The organism is Cobetia amphilecti (assembly GCF_032923285.1).
Classification (GTDB): domain Bacteria; phylum Pseudomonadota; class Gammaproteobacteria; order Pseudomonadales; family Halomonadaceae; genus Cobetia; species Cobetia amphilecti.
Window position 1 is genome coordinate 3,234,351 of the sequence record NZ_CP136695.1, and the last position, 25,269, is coordinate 3,259,619.

Sequence of the window (25,269 nt, forward strand, 5' to 3'; positions counted from 1 at the left end):
CCCTCGGGGCGCTCCCTCTGCCGCCAGCGCCTGACACTGCGTCATGCTTTCTTTACACCTATCGGCGCGTCACGCCTGCTGTTGCCTCTTGCCCGTCTTGCGTTGGCCGCTAGAGCCAGGCACCGCTGCCCAGCTGCCAGGCCACCCACAGCAGAATCGTGGCGATGAAGGCCTCGATGACCTGCCAGGCACGCGGACTGGTCAGACGTGGTGCCAGCCAACCGGCACATGCCACCAGACCGAAAAACCAGCCGAAGGAGGCCAGGCTCGCCCCGACGATGAAGCTTTGCGGGGACGGCTGCTGCGCGCCGATCGCGCCCAGCATCACCAGCGTATCCAGATAGACCTGCGGGTTGAGCAGCGTGACGGCCAAGGTTGCCGCCAGCACCTTGCCGAGGTTGGCCTTGAGGGCGTTGCTGGCCGTCAGCTGGCCGCCAGTGCGCATGCGCCCCAACGCCTTGAGTGCCTGCCAGAGCAGAAACGCCACCCCGCCCCAGCGGGCAATGCTCATCAACAGCGGCGATTGCTGCATCAGCGCGCCCAGCCCGAGCACGCCGGCGATGATCAGCACGCCATCGCACAGCGCGCAGAGCCCCGCCACCCACCATTGATGCTCGCGCTTGAGACCCTGTCCCAACACGAAGGCGTTCTGCGCCCCGATGGCGATGATCAAGCCTGCGCCTACCCCTGCCCCATTGAAGAATGACCACCACATATCGCCTGTCCTTTCGTCGTGTCGTTGCCGTGACTGACGAGGTCTGCCACGGCTGTCAGTGCTGAGGCAGGCAGAGTACGCTAGGATGAATCCATCAAGGAAATTGATTCAGGGAATGGATCATAAGGAATACTGATGCTGGACTATAAACTGCTGGAGGCGCTGGCGGCCGTCATCGATCAGGCGGGCTTTGAACGCGGGGCGCGAGCACTGGGGCTGACGCAGTCAGCGGTCTCGCAGCGCATCAAGTTGCTGGAGGCACGGCTGGGGCAGCCGGTACTGGTGCGTACACCGCGGCTGGGGCCGACACCGCTCGGGCGGCGCCTGCTCAATCATGTCCAGCAGGTGCGTCTGCTGGAGCATGATCTGCTCGACCAGATTCCCGCCCTCGGCGAGAGCGAGCAGCGACTGCGCATCGCCATCAATGCCGATTCGCTGGCCACCTGGTGGCCGACCGTCACCGGCAGTTTCTGTCGCGAGCGTGACCTGTTGCTGGACATGCTGGTGGAGGATCAGGAAGTGGCGCTCAGGCGCATGCGCGATGGAGAAGTCGCGGGCTGCATCTGTGCCACGCCGCGCCCGGTGCAGGGTGCGCGCTCCCACCCGCTGGGCAGCATGCGCTATCGGGCGCTGGCCAGCCCGGACTTCGTGCAGCGCCATATCGCGAAGAAAGGCCACGCCATCCCGCCCCTTATGCCGGCCGAGACCCTGCGCAGCATGCCCGCCATCGTCTATGGCCGTGATGACCGCCTGCAGCACCGGCTGTTGTCGACCATGGGCTTCGATGAGCCCTTCCCCCACCACCTCTGCCCGTCGTCGGAGGGTTTCGTGCGTCTGGCCTTGAGCGGCATGGGCTACGGCATGATTCCCGAGCAGCAGGCGGCGCATCTGCTGGCCAGTGGTGAGCTGGTGGATATCGCGCCGAACCATGCCCTGGATGTGCCGCTTTACTGGCATCACTGGCGCCACGGTGGCAGCACGCTGGACAAGCTCACCGACCATCTGCTGCGGGAATGTGCCACGGTATTGCGCCCGATGCCGGAGCAGGAGACACCCCGCCCCGGCATGCTGTGAGAGCGCGTGTCAGTCATGCATCAGGCCCGGCAAAAAGGGGGCTCAGCCGCCCTGTTGCTCACGCACCAGCTGGGCCAGGAAGCGATCACAGGCCGCCAGCTGGCTGAGCTCGATGTACTCGTTGGCCTGATGCGCGACCCCGATGGAGCCTGGTCCGCAGACCACCGTCGGCCAGCCTTCGCTCTGGAACTGTCCCGCCTCCGTGGTGTACGCCACGGCCTCGCTGGGCCGCTCATCGCCCAGCAGACGCTGGCAGAGGCGAATGGCCGGATCCCGATCGCCATGCCCGAGTGACGGCACCGTTTCCACCGTGCGTTCGCTACGAATCGCCACTTCTGGCGCCCGCTCCCGATAGGGAGCGACCAGACGCTCGGCGTGGGCATCGATCTCCGCCAGCATCGCCTCGACATCCTCGCCCGGCAGATGGCGCAGCTCCCAGTCGAAGATGCACTCCCCGGCGGTGATGTTGACCGCCGTGCTCCCCTCGATGCGCCCGACGTGCAGGCTGGCGTGGGGCACATCGAAACGCTCGTCCAGATGACCGCAGTCGATGCGCGCCTGCATGCGATCCTCGATGAAGGTCACCATGCGCGCCGCCAGATGGATGGCGCTCACCCCCTGATAGACCAGGCTGGAATGCGACGGCTTGCCGGTCACCGTGGTGCGCAGATCGGTAATGCCCTTGTGGGCATCGACGATGGCCATCATGGTCGGCTCGCCCACCAGCACCGCCGCCGGACGCGGCAGGCGGTCACGCAGGCGCGCGATCATGCGCGGCGCGCCCAGACACCCGATCTCCTCGTCATAGGAAAAGGCAAGAATCACCGGCCTTTTCAGCGTGCCCGCACGCTGGGCATTCACCAGCGCCGGCACCGCCGCCATGCAGCAGGCGATGAAGCCCTTCATGTCGGCGGAACCGCGCCCATGAAGGCGACCCTCGTCCTCACGCAGCGTGAAGGGATCGCTGTCCCAGGCCTGACCCTCCACCGGCACCACATCGGTGTGCCCGGAGAGCACCACGCCGCCCTCGACCTCCGGCCCGATCACCGCCAGCAGATTGGCCTTGTCGCCGCCATCATTGTGGATGACCTCGGCACTGACACCGACCACTTCCAGGGCGTCGCGCAGGCAATGGATCAACGCCAGATTCGACTCGCGCGACACGGTATTGAAGCTGACCAGATGCGCCAGCCAGTCGCGGCTATTGGGCCAGTCGGAAAAATCGGCATGCTGTGGCATCAGGCTGGCGGTATTGGCGATGGGGGACGCTGAAGCGGACATGGGCATTCCTGTGCAGATACATCAGAGCGGAGAGCACCACGCGCAGCGCGCTGGCCTCATATGCCCACCGGTATAGCGCAGCGCCTCTTCGACAACAAGGGCCTGGCTGCAACATCCGCCTGGCAGGCACGCTTCAAAAAAGACGACGCTGCCACACCCGATGAAAGGGCGTGGCAGCGTCGTCTGTGGCGACAGAACTCCGCTACGGGCGGGAGTCAGCCCGTGATGGCATCAGGCGGCACGGCCGTTGCGCACCATGGCGTGGGGGTCGATGACGAATTTCTTGGCAGCGCCGCCATCGAAGTCCGCATAGCCCTGCGGCGCTTCTTCCAGACTGATGACCTGCACATTGACCGCATCGGCGATATTGACGCGCCCGAACAGGATCGCCTGCATCAGCGGGCGGTGATACTTCATCACCGGGCACTGGCCCGTGTGCAGCGAGTGGGACTTGGCCCAGCCCAGCCCGAAGCGCATCGACAGCGCCCCGACCTTGGCGGCCTCATCCTCGGCGCCCGGGTCTTCGGTGACATAGAGACCGGGGATACCGATCTGGCCGCCGGCACGCGTCAGCGCCATCGCCGAGTTGAGCACCGTGGCCGGCTGCTCGCGGCCGTGATCACAACCACAGCCATGCGCCTCGAAGCCGACGCAGTCGACGAAGCAATCCACTTCGCGCTCGCCGAGAATCACCTCGACCTTGTCTTCCATCGAACCTTCCTGACGCAGATCGATGGTCTCGCAGCCGAAGCTCTCGGCCTGCTGCAAACGCTCGGGGATCATGTCGCCGACGATGACACAGGCCGCACCCAGCAGCTGGGCGGACACGGCCGCCGCCAGCCCGACCGGCCCGGCACCCGCGATATACACCGTGGAGCCCGGCCCGACACCCGCGGTCACACAGCCGTGGAAGCCGGTGGGGAAGATATCGGACAGCAGCGTCAGATCACGGATCTTCTCCATCGCCTGGTCGGCATCCGGGAACTTGAGCAGGTTGAAGTCGGCATAGGGCACCATGACGTAATCTGTCTGACCGCCAGTCCAGCCACCCATGTCGACATAGCCGTAGGCCGCGCCGGGACGCGCCGGATTGACGTTCAGACAGATCCCCGTCTTGCCTTCCTTGCAGTTGCGGCAGCGGCCGCAGGCGATGTTGAAGGGGACCGAGACGATGTCACCGACCTTGATGAATTCCACATCGCGCCCGGCCTCGACGACCAGACCGGTGATCTCGTGGCCCAGTACCAGACCCTGAGGCGCCGTGGTGCGGCCACGCACCATGTGCTGATCACTGCCGCAGATATTGGTCGAGACGACCTTGAGAATGACCCCGTGTTCACATTTGCGATTTCCCAGCGCCAGGGTCGGATAGTCCAGTGATTCGACACTCACCTTCCCCGCTCCCTGGTATACGACTCCGCGATTGGCATTGGCTGACATGACGTGCTCCTGGCTGGCATGGGGTTTGGCAGGTGGCCAGCGTCAGGCAGACAAGCTGGCTTGCGCCGCCCGTCACTTTTCCTGCACCGGCCACCAGCCCCCGGTCGGTGGCGTCCAACCGGTAGGGCTTATGCAGACTAGGTCAGTTGTCACAGGTTGGCTGTCCAGATGAGGCATCGACATGCCTAAATGAGACAGTTCACGACCAAAGTGTCACTTCGGTTGCCCGCAAGCCCACGCGCCAGTGCCCCCGTGCCTCTGCTGTTGGCGGCAGGCGACAGCCAGCGTCGATGCATCTCGACACTTGAAGCACGCGCCCATACCCCCCAGTACTGATGTCAGCGTCATCTTGACGACAGATATTGCGACCCGAGCCCGTTTACGACGGCTCTGGAAGACAGCTTTGAACGACAGCTCTGAAAGACACTTCAAGGAGAGATCATGACCCTGACATCCAACGCCCTGCGCAATTCCTGCATGACCCTGGCCCTCGTCGGTTCCGCCTTCATCGCCGGTTGCGGCAACACCAGCGTGATCGAGAAGCAGGACACGCGCTACGAAGTCAGCGCCGTCGATGAAGACCGCGATGATGCCATCGCACAGGTCAAGGAACGCGCGCTCGAGGTGTGTGAAGAACAGGACCGCGACAAGTACGATGTGCTCGACTCGCGCGTCTTCGGCCCGCACGACGCCACCGCCAAGGCCGCCGATGGCAATGACCAGCTGGAAGGTGGCACCGTCAATGAAGACACCGAAATGGCTGCCGCCACCCATGAAGGCGAAGGCTACAAGGTCGTCTGGACCGTGCGCTGCCGCTGAGGCGTTCAGTCGTCAGGTAGCGTGACCTGACAGCGCGACCGAACGCGAAAGCGAAAGTCGCAACGACGGCGAAAGCGCAGCATCCGGCAGAAAGCCGCCCCCAGGGGCGGCTTTCTTGCGTTCCGACACCAGGCGAGGACCCAGGGAAACCGACACTGCGGCACTTGAGTTCCAAGGCCGCAACCATCGGTTGCCCCAGAAATCAGTCAATTGCGTCACCGCATTAGACGACTCTTGACTATGCTGAGATGAAAGCTGTCCCAGCGCCGCCCCTGATCGCCGCGTATATCTGGTGAAAAAAGTTGTTACCAGCCACCCGGCTTGCACGCTGGGGCGACTCGGACGCTAAACCTGCATGAGCCTGGTTGCATGAGGCACGCGACATGAACCTCGCTGCATGAACATCGCTGCATAAAGCTCGCGCATTGCCATGCGAGACGTTCGACAGCCCTATCGCCCGGGGACTGTCGATCACTGCCATACGCCATGACGAACCCATCAGGACTCTCTGCGCCCGCGCGCCGTCAAGGAGGCTTTTCCATGAGCATCGAACAACGCCTGGCCCCCGTTGCACTCCCCGACACCCGTCATCGACGCACCGTCGAACATCTGCTGGCAGGTTCCGGCGTCAGGCTCAACGGGCCCGATCCCTGGGACATTCGCGTTCGCCATCCGGACCTCTTCCGGCGGGTGCTGCAGCAAGGCAGCCTGGGACTGGGCGAGGCTTACATGGAAGGCTGGTGGGACTGCGAGCAGATCGACGAGATGATCTGTCGCCTGCTGCGACATGGCCTGGGCAGCCGCGCCCACACCACCAGCGAGCGCATCGCCTATCGGCTGCAGGCCGGGGTGATCAACCTGCAGAGCCGCCGCCGCGCCGGCGTGGTCGGCAAGGTGCATTATGACTTCGGCAATGACCTCTTCACGCGCATGCTGGATGACACCCTGTGCTACAGCTGCGGCTACTGGAAAGACCTGCCGGTGAGCGCGGAGAACCTGGGCAAGGCGCAACAGGCCAAGCTGGATCTGGTGTGTCGCAAGCTGGGGCTCACGCCCGGCATGCGCCTGCTGGATATCGGCTGTGGCTGGGGGAGCCTTGCCGCCTACGCCGCACGCCATTACGGCGTGGAGGTCGTCGGTATCACCATCTCCGCCGAACAGGCCGCGCTGGCGCGTGAGCATTGCGCAGGGCTACCGGTGGAAATCCTGCTCAAGGACTATCGCGACCCTGACTTCCGGCGCACGATTGGTAGCTTTGATGCCATCGCCTCGATTGGCATGTTCGAACACGTCGGCCACAAGAACTACGCCACCTACTTTGCCCATGCCGCGCACCTGCTGCGTCCCGGCGGACGCTTCGTGCTGCATACCATCGGCTCCAACCAGAGTGATATCTCGGCCGACCCCTGGGTCAACCGCTATATCTTCCCCAATGGCGTGCTGCCCAGCGCCAGTCAGCTGGTACGCGCCAGCGAAGCGCATCTGGTGATGGAGGACTGGCACAACTTCGGCGCCGACTACGATCCGACATTGATGGCGTGGCGCGCCAATCTCGACCAGCACTGGCATGAGCTGGCCGATACCTATTCACCGCGCGACAAGCGCATGTTCGAGTACTATCTCGGCGCCTGCGCAGGCGCCTTCCGCGCCCGCCAGCTGCAGCTGTGGCAGGTGGTGTTCACCCACGGCACCGCAGGGCGCTACGACGCGCCACGCTGATTTGCCGCTCGCGGGGCGCCGGCAGTCTCGACCGGCGACAACTGTCTCAAGCGGCGGAGCGAATCAGACGCGTCGCCGCGAAACGATTGAGCAGCGCATGCATCAGGTAGATCAGCAGCATCGCGCTGCAGACCGCGACCAGCACGGAGCTGGTCCGGTAGAGCGAGCTGTAGATCAGGTCCTTGTCGGGCGACATGTACTGGCCAAACAGGATCGCCATGGTGGTCATGGCGCCCAGACCCGCACCGGAGCCCACCCGCTCCATAACATGGTGGCGCGCGAACAGCATCAGGCTCAGCCAGAGCCCCAGCGCTACCAGCCACAGCAACGAATAGTGCGTCATCAACACCAGCTGGAGTGCCACCGCCACGTTGCAGCCCACCAACGTACCCGCGGCGCGCCGAATGCTGGCCTGAATGGCACCGAACCAGTTCATCGGAAAGAGAATCAGGATCGAGGCGATCTGCGCCGACAGCGAATCGCTCAGATCGAGCACCTGGAACATCACGTAGACCACCATCGCCACCGCGGTGGTCAACAGCACCTCGTGACGGCGATTGGATGGCGGCTTGGCGGGGCGTGACGGCGGCTGGCGCGGCGCCTTGTCCGGGAAGCAGTAATGCATCATGGCCACGATCGAAAGCGTGGTACCGCCACCGACGAAGTTGCACCACACCAGATCACTGATATCCGTGCTCGGGTAGCTGGCGAAATTCAGCTGCACATGCATGCCGACCACACTCAGGGCACCGAACAGGAACAATGGCCCGCGGCTCATGCAGTTGAACAGCACCAGCTGCATGCCAAGCACCAGCAGCAACATGATCGCCGGGTTGTCACCGAACAGGCCCTGCACGACGAGGGTGAAGGCGTTGTTGAGAAAGACGCTGGCCAGAAACTGCCGCGCGATGGAGGCGTTCAGTACCGGCACCAGGGCCAGCAGCAGAATCGGGTTGACCACGAAGAAGGTGCCGTAGGTCCAATCCATCCACTTGAGCAGCACGAAGCCCAGGGTGCCGCCGAAGGCGATCCGCAGGCACTGCTGGACATCGTTCTCGCTCAGGCGTGGCTCACTACCCTCGACGCGCGGCAAGGTCTCGCCACGTGTCCACAGACGGGACAGCCGGTCTCGCAATGCATTCGCCAACATGCCGCCGCCTCAATAGATGTAATGCAGCAGGCTGACCGCACGCGCCTGGGCATGCGCCAGCCAGCTGGCTGGTCCGGCCACGGGGAACAGCTGTACGGTGGCACGCGAGCCGGTCGGCAGCTGGCTGAGCGAGAGGCCATGAGCCCTCGGCATCACGAGATGGACGCGCATGCGCTGGGCATCACGCACCCAGCGATCGCTGTCCTCGGGGGCGGCCAGATAGCCATCGGCGTTGAGCTGACCCGCCTGTACGCCTGAATCCCGCGATGAAAGCGTTGCCGCGAAGACCCGCCCCGGCTGCGCATCGAAGATGATGCTTGCCTGATCGCCGATCGCGACGCGTGACAGAGACTTCTCGCGAAAGTCGGCAATGACATCGGCACGATCGGCCACGATGGCCAGCCGCGCCTGACCGGTGCTGGCGTAGGCACCGGCCACCAGTTGCATGTTGGACACCGTCCCGGCCTCGCGGGCGCGCACCTCGGTATAGGCCAGATCGAGACGCGCCTGCTCCAGCGCATTGCGCGCCTGACGCAGGCTCAGGTTATCGTCTCCCGTCAGGCCCCGCTGCACCTTGAGCGCTGCCAGATCGGCCTGATCGGCCCTGACCGTCGCCTGCGCGCCCTGATAGCTGGCACGTGTCTGATCGTACTGCTGACGCGAGATGCTGTGCGACTTGATCAACTGCGTGACGCGCGCCATCTCCAGCCGCTGCTCTTCCTCGCTGACACGGCTCTGCTCGAGCTGCGCCTTGGCCGCCAGAATCGAGGCATCCAGCTGTTGGTTGGCCTGAATGGCGGCTTCCAGCGCCAACTCCGCCTGCTGCACGGCCAGCTGATAGGGCTTTGCATCAATACGAAACAGCACATCGCCCGCCTCGACATGCTGGTTGTCGTGGACCAGCACCTCATCGATACGACCACTGACCCGCGATGCCACACTGACCACCGGGTGCATCACGCGCGCCTGGGACGTCATCGGCATCCACAGGTCCGCGATCAGGAAATACACGAAACTGAATACGGCGATCAGCAAGGCTCCCCGCACCCAGCGCCGAAAGCGCTGATCGGATGTCACCCCTGACGACTCCGCTGATATTCGGCCTGCGAGCGCGCGATGCTGGCGCTGGCATTGTCTTCGAACTGGAGCAGAGTGCGGGCGAAGGCATTGAGCGCTTCGTCATCGAAACCGACGTACAGCTCGGCACGCACTCGCTCGATGCGCTCCGTCAACTGGGTCAGGCACTGGCGGCCTTGCTCGGTGAACCACAGGCAACGCGCCCGCTTGTCGGTCTCGTGTGGCACGCGCGCGATCAGCTGCTGAGCCTCGAGCTGGTTGAGGGTGCGCGTCAGCGACGGCATCTCGATACCCAGCTCACTGGCCAGCATCTGTTGGGTACAGCCCTCGCCGAGCTTTTCCAGATGGACCATGACCGTCCAGCGCGATTCCGTCATGTCCAGGCTACGCACCGCGCTGGTGATGGCGGTGCGCCATAGACGGTGGACCCGGCCGACCTGGCCACCCAGCGAGGGCTTGATCTGCTCGTGAAACGGGATTTCCTGTGTCGAATCCGTCCCCGGAGAATGTGCGTTCATGTATCATCTCTCGACATGAAGGCTCCCATGACACTCCCCCTCATCGGTACTGAGCGGAAGACCCACGAGAGCCTTGATTGGTGCGGCGTCAGGGCGGCTGTTGCCGCCGATATCAGACGTCATCTATGTTAGCTTGCTAACAATATGAGAATCATACCCTTTATTAGCGAGCAAAACAATTCACCAATTCCGATATTCAAACACGCATTTAAGCGCCTCTCCGCTTCTGTCTTCTGACTTGTCTTCTTCCCCTTCTCCTCTTTCTACTTTTGCGGCTCGCCTGCTTTCCTCTCGCCCTGTTGCCTCTTCTGTCCCGCCATCACCTGCGCCGCGGCTCATTCCTGTGCGATGCCGTGACGCTTGAGCTTGTTGGCAATGGTGGTATGCGAGACCCCCAGACGCTTGGCCAGCAATCGGCTGGACGGATACTCGGGGTAGAGATGCGCCAGGATGCGCCGTTCGACCTCGTCATGGATATCGCCCAGGCTGCCGGTGAGGTCGATGTTGTCCAGCCCCTCATCACGCGCCTCGCCGGTCAGACGCAGATGCTGCGCCTCGATCACCTCGCCATCGCACAGCGAGACAGCCTGGAACAGCACGTTCTCCAGCTGACGCACGTTGCCCGGCCAGTGATAGCCCTGCAGGCGCGCCATGGCCTCGGGCGAGATATCCCGCACGCGAGCGCCGATCTGACGCACTGCGCGCTCGAGAAAATGCCGCGCCAGCTCCTCGAGCCCATCCAGACATTCCCTGAGCGGCGGTATCTGCACACACAGCACATTGAGGCGATGGAAGAGATCGTGGCGGAAGCGCCCTTCGCTGCACAGTGCCGGCAGGTCCTGTTGAGTGGCGCAGATCACGCGCACATCGAGGAAGGTTTCCTCATCGCTGCCGACGCGCCGGAAACCGCCGTCCTGCAAAAAGCGCAGCAGCTTGACCTGCATGCGCGGACTCATCTCGCCGACCTCATCCAGGAAGATGGTGCCGCCGCTGGTCAACTCCAGCAGGCCCAGCTTGCCCTCCGGCCGTGCGCCCTCGAAGGCGCCCGGGGCGTAACCGAACAGCTCCGTCTCGGCCATCGATTCCGGCAGCCCCGCGCAATTGAGTGCCATGAAGGGGGCCTGGCCACGGGGGCTAGCCAGGTGGCAGGCCCGCGCCAGCAGCTCCTTGCCGGTGCCGGTCTCGCCCTCGATCAGGAGCGGCGCATCCAGCGGTGCCATGCGGCGAGCCTCCTTGACCACCGCCGACAGCTGACGGCTCGCCTGGAATATCGCTTCGAAGCCACGCACCTCGGTGCGCTGGATCTGATAGATACGCGAGCCCAGGCGGTCTGCACGATGCAGGGTGACCACGGCGCCCGCCAGCGAGGCGACATCCTCGTTCTCGGTATGCAGTGGCGCGATATCGGCGAGGAAGGTCTCCTCCCCTACCCGCAGGCGCAGGCCATTGACGCGGGCATTGTTGCGCCTGATCAGCTCCGGCAGGTCGACATCCTGGACGTGACGCGTCAGCGCCAGCCCCGGCACCTCATCGATGCGCACCCCGAGCAACTTGCCCGCCGCGCGATTGGCCGCCACCACGCGCCCATCCATATCGATGGACATCACCGGGTCTGACAGCGATGACAGCAGTGCATTGAGCTCCAGATGGCGTCGCTCGGTGGGCATCAGGCTGACGCGACTGACCTTGAAGACCCCGGGAATCTCCTCGAGGGTCGGCTTCAGGGTCGAGAGCTGCATGCGCAGCATGTTGGGCACATGCAGATAGATGGAGTTGTTGGCCTCCCCGCCGACCTCGCCGCGCAGCACGTTGAGGCCGTAATCGGCAAAGGGGGCCAGGATGTCGCGCAGAATCCCGATTCGATTCTGGCAGGTCAGTTTGAGGCGCATGGCGTTCTCGGCATTGTCGTTGGAATTCTTGTTGGCATTGTCATCGAAATGGTGTCGCCGGCCTGGCGTCGCCGCTCGAGTGACGGACAGCTTGGCGACGGGCGGCTGAGTGACGTTAACGTAAGCGTTATCAAAAACGTCGTAAAGCATTCCTTACAAAAGACGGCGACACAGCAGTGCACGAGCGCCCGAATGGCACCGGATGCGCCCGATTACCGCTCCAGTGTCACAATTATGTGACAAGAACCGCGCCAACGCAGCGTTCTCTGCGGCGCAGAGCCACGCCTGACCACTGGTCAACGCCACCCGACAAGGCCTAGCGTTGTCATCGACATGCAAGGACTGGCATGTACGCCATAATGACAACACGGCAGCCTGCTCGGCAGCGCCGCCATCTGGTTGGGGAGGTTGCATGAACGCACCGCAGGGTCGTCATTGGCCACAGACATCCCAGGAAGCTCAGCCCGGCTCGCAAGCCAAGACCAAGGGCACCCGCTACGTGGCCCATGAGCCGGATGCCCGGGGCCGGATCCATTACAGCGATCAGGAAAACGCCACCTGGCAGACACTGATGGCGCGCCAGATGGCGCTGGTCGAGGGACGCGTCTGTCGCGAGTATCGGCAAGGGCTCGAGCGCCTTGCCCTGCCGGAGGACCGCATCCCCCAGCTTGGCGAGATCGATCGTGTCCTCGAGGCCACCACCGGCTGGCGAACCGCTCGCGTGCCGGCCTTGATCCCCTTCACGCGCTTCTTCGAGCTGCTCGCCGAGCGGCGCTTCCCGGTCGCCACCTTCATCCGCTCCCCGGAAGAACTCGACTATCTGCAGGAGCCGGACATCTTCCACGAGATCTTCGGCCACTGCCCGATGCTCACCCACCCCGCCTTCGCCGAGTTCACCGCCACCTACGGACGCCTCGGTCTCGCCGCCAGCAAGGAAGAGCGCGTCTATCTGGCCCGTCTCTACTGGATGACGGTGGAATTCGGCATGCTGCGCGAGACTCAACCCGATGGCAGTCGTGCGCTACGCCTCTACGGCGGTGGCATCATCTCCTCGCCGCGCGAGACCCGCTATGCCCTGGGCGAGCTTGCAGACAGTCTCGAGTGCCCCGTGCATCTGCCCTTCGATGCCGTCGAGGCACTGCGCACCCCGTATCGCATCGACATCCTGCAGCCGCTCTACTATGTCCTTGAGTCACTGGACGACCTGCATGAACTCGCCAGTCGCGACATCATGGCGCTGGTGCACGAAGCCATGGCACTCGGCCTCAAGGCGCCGCGCTTCGCACCACGTTGATCGCACCGTCGCTGATCGCACCGACGCCCTTGCCCCAAGGGGTACGCCTTTTCACCAGTCCCCTCTTTCCTCAAGCCGGAGATAGTGACATGACCGAACTCGCCAGACAGTCCTGTGAAGCCTGCAGCTTCGATGCGCCCAAGGTCAGCGATAGCGACATCGAGACGCTCAAGACCGCCATTCCCGAGTGGCAGTTGCTCAATCGCGATGGCATCATGCAACTGGAACGGTGCTTCACGTTCCGCAATTTCAAGCAGGCACTGGCATTCACCAATCGCGTAGGCGAGATTGCCGAGGAAGTCGGGCACCACCCGGCACTTCTCACCGAGTGGGGCAAGGTCACCGTGACCTGGTGGTCCCACGAGATGAAGGGTCTGCACAAGAACGATTTCATCATGGCCGCCAGAACCGACGAGGTAGCGAAATAAGATGTTCGAGCAGATTGCGCGTGTACCCGGGGATGCCATCCTCGGCCTGATCGAAGCCTTCAACAACGACACCAACCCGCAGAAGGTCGACCTCGGCGTGGGCGTCTATCGCGATGCCAACGGCAATACGCCGGTCATGCGTGCGGTCAAGCAGGCCGAGAACCGCCTGGTCGAGAATGAAGTCACCAAGACCTACATCGGCTCCCACGGCGACCCGCGCTTCGGCAAGGTCGTGCTGCCGATGGTGCTGGGCGCCGAGTCGCCGGTGCTGGCCGCCAATCGCGCCAGCGCCACCCAGGCGCCCGGCGGTACCGGTGCCCTGCGTCTGGCTGCGGACTTCATCGCCAGCAACCTCAAGGGCCGCGACATCTGGCTGTCCACCCCGACCTGGCCGAACCACCTGGGCATCTTCGACGCCGCTGGCGTCACGCGCCACAACTACCCCTACGTCGACGAGAACAACCGCCTCGACTTCGACGGCATGCTGGCGACGCTCAAGACCATCCCGGAAGGTGACGTGGTGCTGCTGCACGCCTGCTGCCACAACCCGACCGGTTTCGATCTGAGCCGCGAGCAGTGGGACCAGGTGCTGGAAGTCGTCCAGGCGCGCAAGCTGCTGCCGCTGATCGACTTCGCCTACCAGGGCTTCGGTGACGGCCTGGAAGAAGACGCCTACGGCGTGCGCCTGCTGGCCGAGAATGTCGATGACGCCATCATCACCAGCTCCTGCTCCAAGAACTTCGGCATCTACTGCGAGCGCACCGGCTGCCTGATCCTGATCGCCAAGGACGAGGAGAGCATGCTCGACGTGCGCTCCCAGGCCGCGATCACCGCGCGCGAGAACTACTCCAATCCGCCGGCACATGGCGGTGCGGTGGTCATCGACATCCTCGAGGACGACACCCTGCGTGGCGAGTGGAAAAGCGAGCTGACCGAGATGCGTGAGCGCATCAACGGCCTGCGTCGTGACTTCGTCGAGGCACTCAAGCCGTATGGTCTGGATGAGCAGTTCGCCTTCATTGCCGAACAGCGTGGCATGTTCTCCTACACCGGCCTTTCGCCGGAACAGGTCGATCGCCTGCGTGACGAGTTCGGCATCTACATGGTGCGCTCCGGGCGTGCCAACGTGGCTGGCTTCTCCACCGAGAACCTGCCCTACGTGGCCAAGGCCATCGCGACCGTCGTCAAGGGCTGAGCCCGAGCGAGCGCTGTCGTGAAAGACAAGAAAAACCCCGCCAATCGGCGGGGTTTTTCTTGAATGGTCGGTTGTCCGGCCTGTTGTCTGGTCTGCTCTCTACTCTGAGGCAAGGCTTCCGCCAGGCGCCTGCGCCATCAGCCTTCCTCGTCCGCCAGCGGCAAGCGAGCAAGACTCGCCGCCACCTCCTCTTCGAGCAGACTGATCAGCAGGGCCTGTACCACGTGCAGCGACTCCCCTTCCTCGGCCGTCGGCAACTGCCACTTGAGCTCCAGATAGCGCTCGCTGCGCATCGAGAGCGGCAGGCCGATCAGGTCACCTCTGGCATCCTCGAGCACCTGCAGCGCCGACAGCGCATCAATGATGGTGGCGGCACTGCCCGTGCGTGCCAGACGCCCGGCGCTGGCCGGAGTGGCGACTTCCAGCAGACTCGCCGGTGTCACACGCTCACGCTTGAGCAGACCCCTAATCAAGCGCCCCTGACTGCTGGTTTCCGGCAGGTCGATGAAGGGCCGTTCATTGAGGCGCGCAAGGGTCAGCGGCTTGTCCAGCAACGGCCAGCGTGAGGGCCACAGCAGCATCAAGGGCAGCTTCAGCGCGGGCGGTGCCTCGGCTTGCGCCTCGTCACTGGCCTCTTCACTTGTCCCGCTGCGGGAAGCGGTCCCTTCGGCATTGTGCGCATCATCCTCGACGTCAAACGGCAACTCCGGCGTATCCCCCAGCTCGGGCATGACAGCCTTGGCGGTAGGCTTTGCCTCGTCGTCATCGCCTTCGATGAGTGTCGTCTCCTCGCGCGCACGCTGACGCAGGCTGGCCTTGAGCTCGCGGGCGCGTGCCGCCGCGGTCTTGGCACGCTTGCCGCCCTGTGGCTCCGGCGGAGCTTCCAGGCTCACCGCCATCGCGACCCGCCCCTCGCGGATGGCGAGATCATGCTGCGACACCTCGAGCACTTCCAGACTTGGCAGCCACTCACTCAAGGCTTCACTGGCCGCGATGCGTGTCAGCCAACCGGCACTGAAGGCTTCCAAGCCAGGCGTGACCGCCAGCACGAGACGCGGACGCTTGCCGCTGCCCGGCCCGAAGGCCAGTCGCCTGAGCTCGGATTGAGCGCTGAACATCCGGGCGAGTGATGGCGTCAGGCGCTCGGCTTCCGGGGTCGGCACCAGCTTGCCGCCCTCGCGCAGAAACAACGAATAGCCCAGCGTCTGTTCGAGCTGTGCCAAGCCCCGCGAGACCACCGGCACGCTGATTCCCAGTTGCGCGGCACCGCCTTTCATCGAGCCACACTCGATCACCGCCCACAGCATTTCCAGCTGACGCAGCCGTATGCCGGGTTCACGGGTGCCTGTGTCTGACTGCGCCATGGTGTTGCTCCTTGAAGGGTTCGTCCGCGATGCTCCGAGAGTCAGCGCTGGTCGCTGGCTCATTTAGCCTTACGCTAATCATGCTGGCGCCAAATGTCACGCTCAAGCTGCCTGCAGGACGTCACGACCCCCTGAAACGACACTCCCCCCGCTGATGAATCAGCGAGGGGAGTGAGAGACAAGGTATCGATTCGCGCCAGTCGTTCGTTCAGACCGGCCACTGGTTCAGAGCGGCCGCTCGTTCAGTCCGACAATCGACGAGCGATCAGGAGAGTGCCAGTACACCTTCTGCTTCAAACAGCACGCCCTTGGGCAGCTCCTTGACGCCGACGGCCGCGCGCGCCGGATACGGCTGGCTGAAGTACTGCTCCATCAGCGTGTTGACCACGGCGAAGTTGCTGAGATCGGTCAGGAACAGATTGACCTTGACCAGCTGATCCAGGCTGCCACCGGAGGCTTCACACACCGCCTTGAGATTGCGGAACACCTGGTCTGCCTGGGCTTCAAAACCGCCTTCCACCACTTCCATGGTCGCCGGGTCCAGCGGGATCTGGCCGGACAGGAACACCAGATTACCCGTGCGCACCGCCTGGGAATACGGGCCGATGGCAGCCGGTGCGGACTCGGTAGAGATAATCTGCTTGGTCATGCGCAATTCCTTGTTCAATCAGTTGACGGAGAGACACTCGAAAAAAGACGACTACACGGCAGTACGCGCTGCCTGGCAGTCCCTGGCGCAGCCACTGACACTGATACAGACACTGCTCTGAGTATCAGGTCACAGACACAGACACTGCTCTGAGCATCAGGCAGCGTAGCGACCAAGACTGAGACCGTTGGGATCGATGGTGGGCTTGCGACCATCCACCAGGTCCGCCAACAGACTCGCACTGCCGCAGCTCATGGTCCAGCCCAGGGTACCGTGTCCGGTGTTCAACCACAGATTGTCGTACTTGGTGCCACCGATGATCGGCGTGGAATCCGGCGTCATCGGACGCAGGCCGGCCCAGAATTCCGCCCGCGCATAGTCACCGGCTTCCGGGAATACATCACGCACCACCATGTTGATGGTCGCACGGCGCTTCTCGATCAAGGAAAGATCGAACGAGGCCAGCTCGGCGGTGCCACCGACGCGGATACGGTCATCGAAGCGTGTCAGCGCGACCTTGAAGGTCTCGTCCATCACGGTGGACTGCGGCGCGGCATCGGCATTGATGATCGGCACGGTCAGGCTGTAGCCCTTCACCGGATAGATCGGCAGATCCAGATCCAGATCCCGCGCCAGGAACGGCGAGTAGCTGCCCAGACACATCACGTAGCTGTCGGCCGTCATCTCGCCACGGTCGGTGATGACCTTCTCGATGCGGCTGCCGCTGCGCTGGATGCGCTGAATGGTGGTATTGAAGACGAAATTGACGCCCAGGGTGTCGCGGCAGTAATCCGCCAGCCGATTGGTGAACAGATGGCAATCGCCAGTCTGGTCATCCGGCAGGTGCAGGCCGGCGATGAACTTGCCCGGCACGCGGGTCAGTGCAGGCTCCACCGTGGCGCAGGCGTCGGCGTCCAGCAGCTGATGGCGCACGCCACAGCCCGCCAGCACCTTCATGTCGCTCTGCACGGCATCGACCTGCGCCTGGGTACGAAACAGCTGCAACAGCCCCTTCTGGCGGTCTTCGTAGCGCAGTCCGGTCTCTTCGCGCAGGGCGTTGATGCAGGCGCGGCTGTACTCGGAGACCCGTACCATGCGCTCCTTGTTGACGGCATAGCGGTCGGCGTTGCAGTTGGCGAACATCTTGACCATGAACTTGGCCATCTGCGGGTCCATGCGCGGCTGGATCTTGAGCGGCGCATGCTCCTGGAACATCCACTTGACGGCTTTCTGCGGAATGCCCGGCGCCGCCCACGGCGAGGAGAAGCCGAAGGAGACCTGACCGGCGTTGCCGTAGCTGGTTTCCATCGCCGGGCTGGCCTGACGGTCGACGACCGTGACCTCATGCCCCTGACGCGCCAGATAATAGGCACTGGTGACACCGACGACGCCGCTACCGAGTACAAGAATCTTCATGTTGGCCTACCCCATGACTGCAAGCCGCGCCCCACGGCAAATGACAGGCGTATTCGCGCACTCGGCAGCGAATAAAGACGATGAAGGCCAACACCGGTCGACAAGGCGACTCGCAGTGGCTTGGCCTGAATGCATCCAGTATAGAGGCCCAAACCACGGTTAATATTCTGTTATGAGACCCTATATCAGAAAATAAGCAGGTAAATTTCGCATCATGGCAGTGATAAAAAACAAAAAAGCGGCCATTTTTGGAATGGCCGCTTTCGGTGCTTCTCAGCGGGACTGCTGACGGGGCTTCTGGCAAGGTCTATTGGCAGGGCCTCCAGCAGGACCTTCCGGACAGAATCTTCTGAATGGCGCCTGACATCTCAAGGGAGCGCTCGTGCTGGACGCCATGAGGGTCCGGGCGATCAGGTCGTCGCGACATAGGCATGGCGACGCACTGACTTGCCACGGTCGCCCAGGGCCTGACGATAGACGCGCCATGCCGCCACACCCGCCAGCAGGTTGCCGATCGCCGAACCGATGGCGACACCGCGCAGCCCATCCAGATGTGCCCCCAGCCATACCGCCGGCATGAAGCAGATGAAGAGACGCACGAAGGACAACGCCGTGGCACGCAGCGGCCACCCCAGCGCGTTGGCAGCCGACACGACCAGCATGCAGATACCGAGGAAGGAGTAGCTGGGCAACATCCACGGCAGCAGGACCGCCAGTGCCGCCGAGACCTCGTCACTGCCCACCAGCACATAGGCCAGCGGGGTCGCCAGCACTGCCGCGATGATGCCCAGCACCAGCTGCCAGATCACCACCACGCGGGCGGCCAGGTTCATCAGGCGGCGAATTTCCTGCCAACGGCCGGCGCCATAACAGCGCCCCAGCCACGGCGGCAGCGACATGGTCAGGGCCAGCACCACGATCAGCGAGAAGGTTTCCAGGCGTGAGGCGATCCCCCAGGCGGCCACCTCCGTCTGGCCCAGCCCCGCGACGATGGCGGTGACCAGCATCGCGGAGAGTGCCGGCATCATCTGGCACAGAATCGCGGGTATCGCGATTCCCGCCAGCTGGCGGCGCGAGGCCTGCCATTCGGCCCACAGGCCGCGATATTCCATCCAGTCACGGCGTGAGAGCTTGAATGCCGTGATGGCAAGCCCGGCCCCGAAGGAGAGTACGGTCGCCCAGGCAGCCCCCGCCAGACCGAAGCCGGGCAGCGGCCCCGCGCCGAAGATCAGCAGCGGGTCCAGCACCAGGTTGAAGACACTGGTCAGCAGCATCATCTCGCCCGGCAGACGCGTGTCGCCGTGGGCGCGGAACAGGCTGTAGAGCACATAGGCCATGGCCCCCAGCCAGCTGGCGATCAGCGACGGGCCCCAGTAGACCTCGATCAGCGTCATTTCAGTGGCGTTGGCACCCAGCAACTCGAAGGCCGGAACCCTGATGACCCACAACAGCAGCATCAGCAGTGCCATCAACACACCGGACCCCAGCAGCACCACACCGCCCAGGCGCCGGGCACGCGCCTCATCCTCGGCGCCCAGGGTGCGCGAGACGATCGCGGCGATCGCGATGCCCATGCCGACCTGCACCCCGATGATCAGAAAGGTCAGCGGGAAGGTGAAGGATTGCGCGGCCAGTGGCGCGGTGCCCAGGTGAGAAACGAAGGCGGCATCGACCAGGTTGAAGCCCAACAATCCCATGATGCCGAGTGTCATCGGCAAGGTGCTGCGCCACAGGCGTGACATCAGCTCACGCGTCGTCGGCGTTTCCGACGTTGGCGGGGTCGATGTTGCAGAGGCGTCGGTGGACATAGAAGAAGACATGAACTCACTCCCAGCATGTCGAGCATGACTGGTTGGATGAAGGTATAAGGCGTCGGAACACTTCCGTGACGCTGGAGGGATGATTCTAGGGATTTCGCCGGACCCCAGATAGGCTCAGTGGGACATGTCTTTGATGCATTGTCGGCAACAGGAAGAGCGAGAAACGCGTTGATGCGTGGTATTAGAGGAAACAGTGACCGTGATAAACTCACCTTGTCAGGGATTTCCGTCACCTGGATTCGTGATGATGACCCATGCAATGTCACCGATTATCGACTGCTACCGAAGTTGGACCGTCGCTTTATATGCACTGACTGCCTCACGGATGGCTGGCAGAGTGTTCCCCTCCCCATGGCATCACGAGAGGTCAGACCGTGGATAAAGCATCCCGTTTGTTGCTGTTTCTCGATGTGGTAGAAGCACAGAGTTTTTCCAAGGCGGCTGACCATCGTCAGGTCAACCGCTCGGTGGTCTCCAAGCAGATCAGCCGTCTGGAAGAAGAACTGCAGATTCGCCTGTTCAATCGCTCGACTCGCTCACTGGCCCTGACGGATGCGGGGCGCGAGATCCATCAGCACGCACTGCGTCTGCGTGAAGTGCTGGAAGATACCGACGATGTGGCCGGCGCCTATCAGGATGGCCCGCGTGGCATCCTGAAGATCACCAGCCCGAGCCACTTCGGGCGCACCTATGTCGCCCAGGCCGTGCGTCTGTACATGGAGCGCTACCCGGACACCCAGGTGGAAGTGCGCCTGGAAGACCACCTGACCGACCTGATCGGCGGCGGTTATGACCTGGCCATTCGCATGTCGGAGCTGGAAGACTCCAACCTGATCGCGCGTCCGCTGGCTGCACACCGTCACCTGATCTGTGCCTCGCCGGCCTTCATCGAGCGTCACGGCATGCCCCAGACCCCTGCCGATCTGACTGGCCTGCCGGCAGCGGTGTATTCGCGCGATGGCTTCATTCTTGATCGCCTGCGAGTCTGCACCGAGAGCGGTGTCGAGGAAAAGGTGGCGCTGGATTCGCGCCTCAAGGTCAACGATGCCGACGTGCTGATCGGCGCCATCAAGTCGGGCGCCTGCTATGGCATGGTGTCCGCGATCAACATCAAGGACGAGATCCTGAACGGCGAGCTGGTGCCGCTGTTGACCAACGTGCCGATGAAACCACTGCCTTCGATCCACCTGGTCTACCCGCACCGCCAGTACCTGCCGCAGAAGACGCGTCGCTTCAGCGATTGCCTGCAGGAGGTCGTCGGCACGCCGCCCGTCTGGGAGCAACGCATTCCGGGCTTCGAGAACATGTACGGCTACGGTAGCGGTTGCAGCGAATGAGACGTCGCCACGGCTCTCGAGTCTGAACGCAAGCCGCCACCTCCCGCGGCCACTGCCAGACTTGAATGCCCAGCATGAAAACGCCCGCCATGCAGAGTCACTGCGTGGCGGGCGTTTTCATTTCAGGCCCCTTTCATTTCAGGCCCCTTTCATTTCAGCGCCCTTCATCAAGCGCCCTCCAAAAGTACTCAGGGGCAGGGATGGATCGACGGCTTGCGCTTGAGCCACCCGACCAGCTCCGGCAGGCGCTTGGGCCGCGCATAGCGGAAACCCTGCACCAGATGGCAGTCCATCTCGACCAGCAGGCGCTCCTGCTCTGCGGTCTCGACACCCTCCGCCAGCACCTCCATGCCCAGGCTGTCGGCCAGCGAGATCGCGTGGGAGACGATGGCGCGGTCGCGGGCATCATGGTCAAGGCTACCGACGAAGCGCTGATCGACCTTGAGGCGGCAAGCACGCAGGTCGCGCACGTAGAGCAGTGACGCGAAGCCGGTGCCGAAATCATCGATCGCCAGGCGCACGCCGCGTTCGATCAGGCCGGTCAGTCGCTCCACGACGCGATCGAGATCCGGCACGCGTGAGGATTCGGTGATCTCAAGCTCCAGGCGTTCCGGCGCGAAGTCATGGCGCGCCAGAGCCTCCGAGACGCGCTCTGGGAAGCCGGGGTCACGAAACTCCTGAGCCGAGACATTGATCGCCACCGACAATGGCTTGCCGTTCGGCGTCACCAGATCACGCGTCGCCGAGAGGGCCGTGTCCATCACCCGCGCGCCGACGGTGCCGATCAAGCCGTACTGCTCCGCCAGCGGGATGAAGCGACCCGGCCCGATGGTGCCGAGCTCGGGGTGGTCCCAGCGCACCAGCACCTCGACGCCGACGGCCTCGCCACTGGCGAGGTCGAACTGGGGCTGGAAGGCGAGATCCAGCTCTTCGAGATGCTCGCGCAGGTCACTGGTCAGGCGATAGTCGTTGAGGTGCTGCATGTGCGCGCCGGGCGAGAACACATGCAGGGGGCCGCAGACATCGATGTCATCGTATTCCCCGTGCAACATGGCGAGTTCGGCCAGATGCATCAGGCGATGGGCACGCCGCGCGTGCTGTGGCGCCAGACTGATGCCGACCCGCGCCGTGACCGGCAGGGCCTTGCCATCCAGTCGCATCAGCATCACCAGCCGTTCGCACAGCTCGTTGGCACGCGCGATCAGGCTGGCCTCATCCCCGACGAAGAACAGCGCGAAGGCATTGCCCAGCGGGCGGCAGACCAGGGCGTCGCGATACTGCAGGGACATGGCTTCTGCCACCCGCTCCAGCAGCGGATCGATGCGTTCGGCACCGTGCGCCGAGTTGATGATTTCCAGATGGGTCAGCGACAGATAGATGATGCCTCCATCGATGCTGCCGTCGACGCTTTCTTCCAGCAGCAGTTCATCGATCTGGGCATTGAAGCGATCGCGCGACAGCAGGTTGATGGGCTGCAGGCGGCGCAGAGCGATCAAGACCTTGTCATCCACCCCGGCCGCACGGGCCTCCGCCAGCCCCGAGAACGGCGCCTTGAGGCGAACTCGCCGCTCGCTGACCGGCTCGAGACGCGGCCGCTCGGTGCCGAACAGCTCCTGCCAGCCACAGGTGTTGGCCACCAGACACTCGGCATCGAAGATCGCCATGCGCCACGGCAGATTGGCCTTCTGCACCAGCAGCCATTCTCCCAGCTCGCCGGTGATGCCCATCAACCAGAAGCCGGGCTGGCCGCTGATGCCACAAGGCTCCGGCTGCTTGGGCAGCGGGGATGGCAGCTCCGGCACCCTGTCTTCCTGTCGAGCGCGCGGCGACGTCCAGGCGAGTTGGCCGAAGCGGTCATGAATCCACAACGGCTCTTCGATGGACGACAGCAATTTGATCAAGATATCGAGAGGCACGCTCACTCCACCTGCAGTCATAAGGAAAATGGCTTGATGCCCCGCAAGGGCCGCCTGTCGCCAGTGATGCTGGCCGTTGGCTGGCGCAACGCGGGTAACACCGCCGGGACATGACACGTCATTCACGCTTCCGGCTGTTCTCGCGCTTATCTGCTTACACCTGCTTTCATTGTCGCCGCTGGCTGCCGCGAGGCCCGGGCCGCATGGCTAATGCGGCAATGTCCGGGCGCCCATGCTACTCCTCCTATGGACATCACCAGGTGCCAGACTGCTGCACTTTGACTCTTCTGATCGCCCTTTTGAGCACACACTTGAACGCCAGCGCCGCCCCGTCTCGCCTGTCACTTGACGCTGCTCCAGGCGCCATTGCGAGAGCCACTCCAAGCGCCATTCGGCAAGCCACTCAGCCGGCTCCTCAACCCGTCATCCCGAAGTGCGTGCCATCAGGCGAAGCACTAGGTGGACAAGCGTGCAGCACGCAGACGACTCTCTCTACGCTTCGCTAATACTCCGAGTCTATGCCAGCCTGTGGTGCGGGTACCAAGGCTATTTTCTCGCCGACTCAACGCTTGGCTGCCATGGCCGCTTCAGAACCTGGCGACAGGCGGTGTATCCGCGGCCCGCACCAGTGCACGAGTGGCATCAAGGCGTGTGGAAGAGTAGGATAGGCGCCCGTTTCGCCCGGACCGGATCCCGGGCGCCGAATCCATCGGTCAAAGAAATTCTCCGTCATGACTCTCAACGTCCAGAATTCCGCTGTACCCGCTTCTGCCTCCTCTGCAGAGCGCCCCCGCGCCGTCGTCATCTACTCCGGTGGCATGGACTCCTACACTGTCCTGCACCAGGCGCTGAAGGAAGGCTTCGAGGTACATGCCCTCTCCTTCCATTATGGCCAACGTCACTCGCGTGAGCTCGACGTCGCACGCCAGGTCTGCGAGTCGCTGGGCGTCGCCCACGAAGTCGTCGATATTCGCGCCATCCATGGCCTGATCGACAACTCCGCACTGACCAACAGTGACCAGGCGATGCCCAAGGCCGACTACGACGAGGCCTCCATGACCTCGACCGTGGTGCCCAACCGCAACATGATCCTGCTGTCACTGGCCATCGCCAAGGCCGTCAACATCGAGGCCGAGGTCTGCTTCTATGGTGCCCACGGTGGCGATCACGTGCTCTACCCGGATTGCCGTCCGGAGTTCGTCGACAAGATGAATGCCGTCGCCGCCATCGCCAACTTCTCCCCAGTCGAGATTCGCGCGCCCTTCCTGCACGCGAGCAAGGACGAGATTCTGGCCGCCGGCATCGCCATGCAGCTCGATTATGCCCAGACCTGGACCTGCTACGAAGGCCGCGAACTGGCCTGCGGGGAATGCGGCAGCTGCCGTGAGCGTCTCGAGGCCTTCGCCGCCCATGGGCTGAGCGATCCGCTCGGTTACGAAACGACCGACTTGGCCAAGGGCGCAGGCACTCTCTGATGTATACGATAAAGGAAGCGTTCTACACCCTGCAGGGCGAAGGTGCTCGCGCAGGGCGCGCCAGCGTGTTCTGCCGCTTTGCCGGCTGCAATCTGTGGAGTGGCCGCGAGCAGGACCGCGACACCTCGGTCTGCCGCTTCTGCGACACCGATTTCGTCGGCACCAACGGCCAGAATGGCGGCAAGTTCCGCACCGCAAACGCGCTGGCGGACTTTTTGGCCAGCCTGTGGCCGGAACACACCGGCATCGCCACGCCGTATGTGGTCTTCACCGGCGGTGAGCCGCTGTTGCAGCTCGACAGCGAGCTGGTGGACGCGATGCACGCCCGCGGCTTCGAGATCGCGGTGGAGACCAACGGCACCGTCGAGCCGCCTGTCGGCATCGACTGGCTGTGCGTCAGCCCCAAGGGCGCAAGCGAGCTGGTCCTCACCGGCGGCGATGAGCTCAAGCTCGTCTACCCGCAGCCGGAGGCCCTGCCGGAGCGCTTCGTCAGCCTGGACTTCGCGCACTTCTATCTGCAGCCACTGGATACCGCCGCCCTCGATGCCCTGCCCGCGCCTGCCGCAGCCCGCGAGCATTACCGCGAGGTGCTGGCGTCCGACACGCCGATGAACCAGTGCGTCAGCTACTGCATGCGCAATCCCCAGTGGCAGCTCTCGCTGCAGACTCACAAGATCAGTGGTATCGATTGAT

21 protein-coding genes are annotated in these 25,269 nt (G+C 63.6%); 9 read left to right on the forward strand and 12 right to left on the reverse strand.

Going from position 1 to position 25,269, the window contains the following annotated elements:
• Positions 1–109: 109 nt before the first annotated feature.
• On the reverse strand, positions 110–715 hold the full coding sequence (locus R1T44_RS13790; RefSeq protein ID WP_043331275.1) for a LysE/ArgO family amino acid transporter: 606 nt from the start codon (positions 713–715) through the stop codon (positions 110–112).
• Between the two features lie 135 nt (positions 716–850).
• Between R1T44_RS13790 and R1T44_RS13795 the strand changes: the two genes are divergently transcribed.
• Complete coding sequence (locus R1T44_RS13795; protein ID WP_284726853.1) at positions 851–1,789, forward strand: LysR family transcriptional regulator ArgP; 939 nt, start codon at positions 851–853, stop codon at positions 1,787–1,789.
• Positions 1,790–1,831: 42 nt separating this feature from the next.
• On the opposite strand, the gene argE is transcribed toward R1T44_RS13795, so the two are convergent.
• Positions 1,832–3,070, reverse strand: a complete 1,239-nt coding sequence (gene argE / locus R1T44_RS13800) for an acetylornithine deacetylase (RefSeq protein WP_317292242.1) — start codon at positions 3,068–3,070, stop codon at positions 1,832–1,834.
• 231 nt (positions 3,071–3,301) lie between these two features.
• Positions 3,302–4,510 (reverse strand): formaldehyde dehydrogenase, glutathione-independent, encoded by a 1,209-nt coding sequence (gene fdhA / locus R1T44_RS13805; RefSeq protein ID WP_054555477.1) that lies wholly within the window; start codon positions 4,508–4,510, stop codon positions 3,302–3,304.
• 441 nt (positions 4,511–4,951) lie between these two features.
• Between fdhA and R1T44_RS13810 the strand changes: the two genes are divergently transcribed.
• Together R1T44_RS13810 and cfa are read left to right on the forward strand one after the other, a co-directional pair.
• The gene (locus R1T44_RS13810; RefSeq protein ID WP_043331278.1) at positions 4,952–5,329 is read left to right on the forward strand and encodes a hypothetical protein; all 378 of its coding nucleotides are present in this window, start codon (positions 4,952–4,954) and stop codon (positions 5,327–5,329) included.
• Positions 5,330–5,869: 540 nt separating this feature from the next.
• Positions 5,870–7,048 (forward strand): cyclopropane fatty acyl phospholipid synthase, encoded by a 1,179-nt coding sequence (gene cfa, locus R1T44_RS13815; RefSeq protein ID WP_317292243.1) that lies wholly within the window; start codon positions 5,870–5,872, stop codon positions 7,046–7,048.
• Between the two features lie 46 nt (positions 7,049–7,094).
• Here cfa and R1T44_RS13820 read toward each other — a convergent pair whose 3' ends face one another.
• The 4 genes from R1T44_RS13820 to R1T44_RS13835 all read right to left on the reverse strand — a co-directional run bounded on the left by R1T44_RS13820 (position 7,095) and on the right by R1T44_RS13835 (position 11,682).
• The gene (locus tag R1T44_RS13820) at positions 7,095–8,198 is read right to left on the reverse strand and encodes a DUF2955 domain-containing protein (RefSeq protein WP_284726856.1); all 1,104 of its coding nucleotides are present in this window, start codon (positions 8,196–8,198) and stop codon (positions 7,095–7,097) included.
• Positions 8,199–8,207: 9 nt separating this feature from the next.
• The gene (locus R1T44_RS13825) at positions 8,208–9,275 is read right to left on the reverse strand and encodes an HlyD family secretion protein (RefSeq protein WP_317292244.1); all 1,068 of its coding nucleotides are present in this window, start codon (positions 9,273–9,275) and stop codon (positions 8,208–8,210) included.
• Positions 9,272–9,793: a MarR family winged helix-turn-helix transcriptional regulator gene (locus R1T44_RS13830; protein WP_052384225.1), complete on the reverse strand. Its 522-nt coding sequence runs from the start codon at positions 9,791–9,793 to the stop codon at positions 9,272–9,274. The genes R1T44_RS13825 and R1T44_RS13830 overlap by 4 nt, the downstream gene beginning before the upstream one ends.
• Positions 9,794–10,128: 335 nt before the next feature.
• The gene (locus R1T44_RS13835) at positions 10,129–11,682 is read right to left on the reverse strand and encodes a sigma-54-dependent transcriptional regulator (RefSeq protein WP_043331281.1); all 1,554 of its coding nucleotides are present in this window, start codon (positions 11,680–11,682) and stop codon (positions 10,129–10,131) included.
• Positions 11,683–12,094: 412 nt separating this feature from the next.
• Here R1T44_RS13835 and phhA point away from each other — a divergent pair, with 412 nt between their 5' ends.
• From phhA to R1T44_RS13850, 3 genes are all read left to right on the forward strand, one after another.
• Positions 12,095–12,976 (forward strand): phenylalanine 4-monooxygenase, encoded by an 882-nt coding sequence (gene phhA, locus R1T44_RS13840; RefSeq protein WP_284726858.1) that lies wholly within the window; start codon positions 12,095–12,097, stop codon positions 12,974–12,976.
• Positions 12,977–13,065: 89 nt separating this feature from the next.
• Positions 13,066–13,404 (forward strand): 4a-hydroxytetrahydrobiopterin dehydratase, encoded by a 339-nt coding sequence (locus tag R1T44_RS13845; RefSeq protein ID WP_054555480.1) that lies wholly within the window; start codon positions 13,066–13,068, stop codon positions 13,402–13,404.
• Between the two features lies 1 nt (position 13,405).
• Positions 13,406–14,599, forward strand: a complete 1,194-nt coding sequence (locus R1T44_RS13850; protein WP_284726859.1) for an amino acid aminotransferase — start codon at positions 13,406–13,408, stop codon at positions 14,597–14,599.
• 137 nt (positions 14,600–14,736) lie between these two features.
• Here the strand turns inward: R1T44_RS13850 and R1T44_RS13855 are convergent, their stop codons facing one another.
• The 4 genes from R1T44_RS13855 to R1T44_RS13870 all read right to left on the reverse strand — a co-directional run bounded on the left by R1T44_RS13855 (position 14,737) and on the right by R1T44_RS13870 (position 19,770).
• On the reverse strand, positions 14,737–15,963 hold the full coding sequence (locus tag R1T44_RS13855) for a LysR family transcriptional regulator (protein WP_284726860.1): 1,227 nt from the start codon (positions 15,961–15,963) through the stop codon (positions 14,737–14,739).
• A gap of 265 nt (positions 15,964–16,228) precedes the next feature.
• Positions 16,229–16,612 (reverse strand): RidA family protein, encoded by a 384-nt coding sequence (locus R1T44_RS13860; RefSeq protein ID WP_043331285.1) that lies wholly within the window; start codon positions 16,610–16,612, stop codon positions 16,229–16,231.
• Between the two features lie 156 nt (positions 16,613–16,768).
• Positions 16,769–18,028, reverse strand: coding sequence for a D-amino acid dehydrogenase (locus R1T44_RS13865; RefSeq protein ID WP_043331286.1), 1,260 nt, complete (start codon positions 18,026–18,028; stop codon positions 16,769–16,771).
• Positions 18,029–18,438: 410 nt separating this feature from the next.
• The gene (locus R1T44_RS13870) at positions 18,439–19,770 is read right to left on the reverse strand and encodes an MATE family efflux transporter (RefSeq protein WP_284726874.1); all 1,332 of its coding nucleotides are present in this window, start codon (positions 19,768–19,770) and stop codon (positions 18,439–18,441) included.
• Between the two features lie 452 nt (positions 19,771–20,222).
• On the opposite strand from R1T44_RS13870, the gene R1T44_RS13875 reads away from it, so the two are divergent.
• Positions 20,223–21,185: a LysR family transcriptional regulator gene (locus R1T44_RS13875; protein WP_317292245.1), complete on the forward strand. Its 963-nt coding sequence runs from the start codon at positions 20,223–20,225 to the stop codon at positions 21,183–21,185.
• A gap of 188 nt (positions 21,186–21,373) precedes the next feature.
• On the opposite strand, the gene R1T44_RS13880 is transcribed toward R1T44_RS13875, so the two are convergent.
• Complete coding sequence (locus R1T44_RS13880; protein ID WP_284726862.1) at positions 21,374–23,101, reverse strand: putative bifunctional diguanylate cyclase/phosphodiesterase; 1,728 nt, start codon at positions 23,099–23,101, stop codon at positions 21,374–21,376.
• Positions 23,102–23,832: 731 nt separating this feature from the next.
• Between R1T44_RS13880 and queC the strand changes: the two genes are divergently transcribed.
• Both queC and queE read left to right on the forward strand, forming a co-directional pair.
• Entirely contained in the window at positions 23,833–24,576 is a 744-nt protein-coding gene (gene queC, locus R1T44_RS13885; protein ID WP_284726863.1) for a 7-cyano-7-deazaguanine synthase QueC, read from the forward strand.
• Positions 24,576–25,268: a 7-carboxy-7-deazaguanine synthase gene (gene queE, locus R1T44_RS13890; RefSeq protein ID WP_284726864.1), complete on the forward strand. Its 693-nt coding sequence runs from the start codon at positions 24,576–24,578 to the stop codon at positions 25,266–25,268. Before queC ends, queE begins: the two co-directional genes overlap by 1 nt.
• Position 25,269: the final 1 nt, after the last annotated feature.

Coding starts and splice junctions, on each gene's coding strand:
- R1T44_RS13790 (WP_043331275.1), bottom strand. CDS start 715: ATGTGGTGGTCATTCTTCAATGGGGCAGGGGTAGGCGCAGGCTTGATC.
- R1T44_RS13795 (WP_284726853.1), top strand. CDS start 851: ATGCTGGACTATAAACTGCTGGAGGCGCTGGCGGCCGTCATCGATCAG.
- argE (WP_317292242.1), bottom strand. CDS start 3,070: ATGTCCGCTTCAGCGTCCCCCATCGCCAATACCGCCAGCCTGATGCCA.
- fdhA (WP_054555477.1), bottom strand. CDS start 4,510: ATGTCAGCCAATGCCAATCGCGGAGTCGTATACCAGGGAGCGGGGAAG.
- R1T44_RS13810 (WP_043331278.1), top strand. CDS start 4,952: ATGACCCTGACATCCAACGCCCTGCGCAATTCCTGCATGACCCTGGCC.
- cfa (WP_317292243.1), top strand. CDS start 5,870: ATGAGCATCGAACAACGCCTGGCCCCCGTTGCACTCCCCGACACCCGT.
- R1T44_RS13820 (WP_284726856.1), bottom strand. CDS start 8,198: ATGTTGGCGAATGCATTGCGAGACCGGCTGTCCCGTCTGTGGACACGT.
- R1T44_RS13830 (WP_052384225.1), bottom strand. CDS start 9,793: ATGAACGCACATTCTCCGGGGACGGATTCGACACAGGAAATCCCGTTT.
- R1T44_RS13835 (WP_043331281.1), bottom strand. CDS start 11,682: ATGCGCCTCAAACTGACCTGCCAGAATCGAATCGGGATTCTGCGCGAC.
- phhA (WP_284726858.1), top strand. CDS start 12,095: ATGAACGCACCGCAGGGTCGTCATTGGCCACAGACATCCCAGGAAGCT.
- R1T44_RS13845 (WP_054555480.1), top strand. CDS start 13,066: ATGACCGAACTCGCCAGACAGTCCTGTGAAGCCTGCAGCTTCGATGCG.
- R1T44_RS13850 (WP_284726859.1), top strand. CDS start 13,406: ATGTTCGAGCAGATTGCGCGTGTACCCGGGGATGCCATCCTCGGCCTG.
- R1T44_RS13855 (WP_284726860.1), bottom strand. CDS start 15,963: ATGGCGCAGTCAGACACAGGCACCCGTGAACCCGGCATACGGCTGCGT.
- R1T44_RS13860 (WP_043331285.1), bottom strand. CDS start 16,612: ATGACCAAGCAGATTATCTCTACCGAGTCCGCACCGGCTGCCATCGGC.
- R1T44_RS13865 (WP_043331286.1), bottom strand. CDS start 18,028: ATGAAGATTCTTGTACTCGGTAGCGGCGTCGTCGGTGTCACCAGTGCC.
- R1T44_RS13870 (WP_284726874.1), bottom strand. CDS start 19,770: ATGTCACGCCTGTGGCGCAGCACCTTGCCGATGACACTCGGCATCATG.
- queC (WP_284726863.1), top strand. CDS start 23,833: ATGACTCTCAACGTCCAGAATTCCGCTGTACCCGCTTCTGCCTCCTCT.
- queE (WP_284726864.1), top strand. CDS start 24,576: ATGTATACGATAAAGGAAGCGTTCTACACCCTGCAGGGCGAAGGTGCT.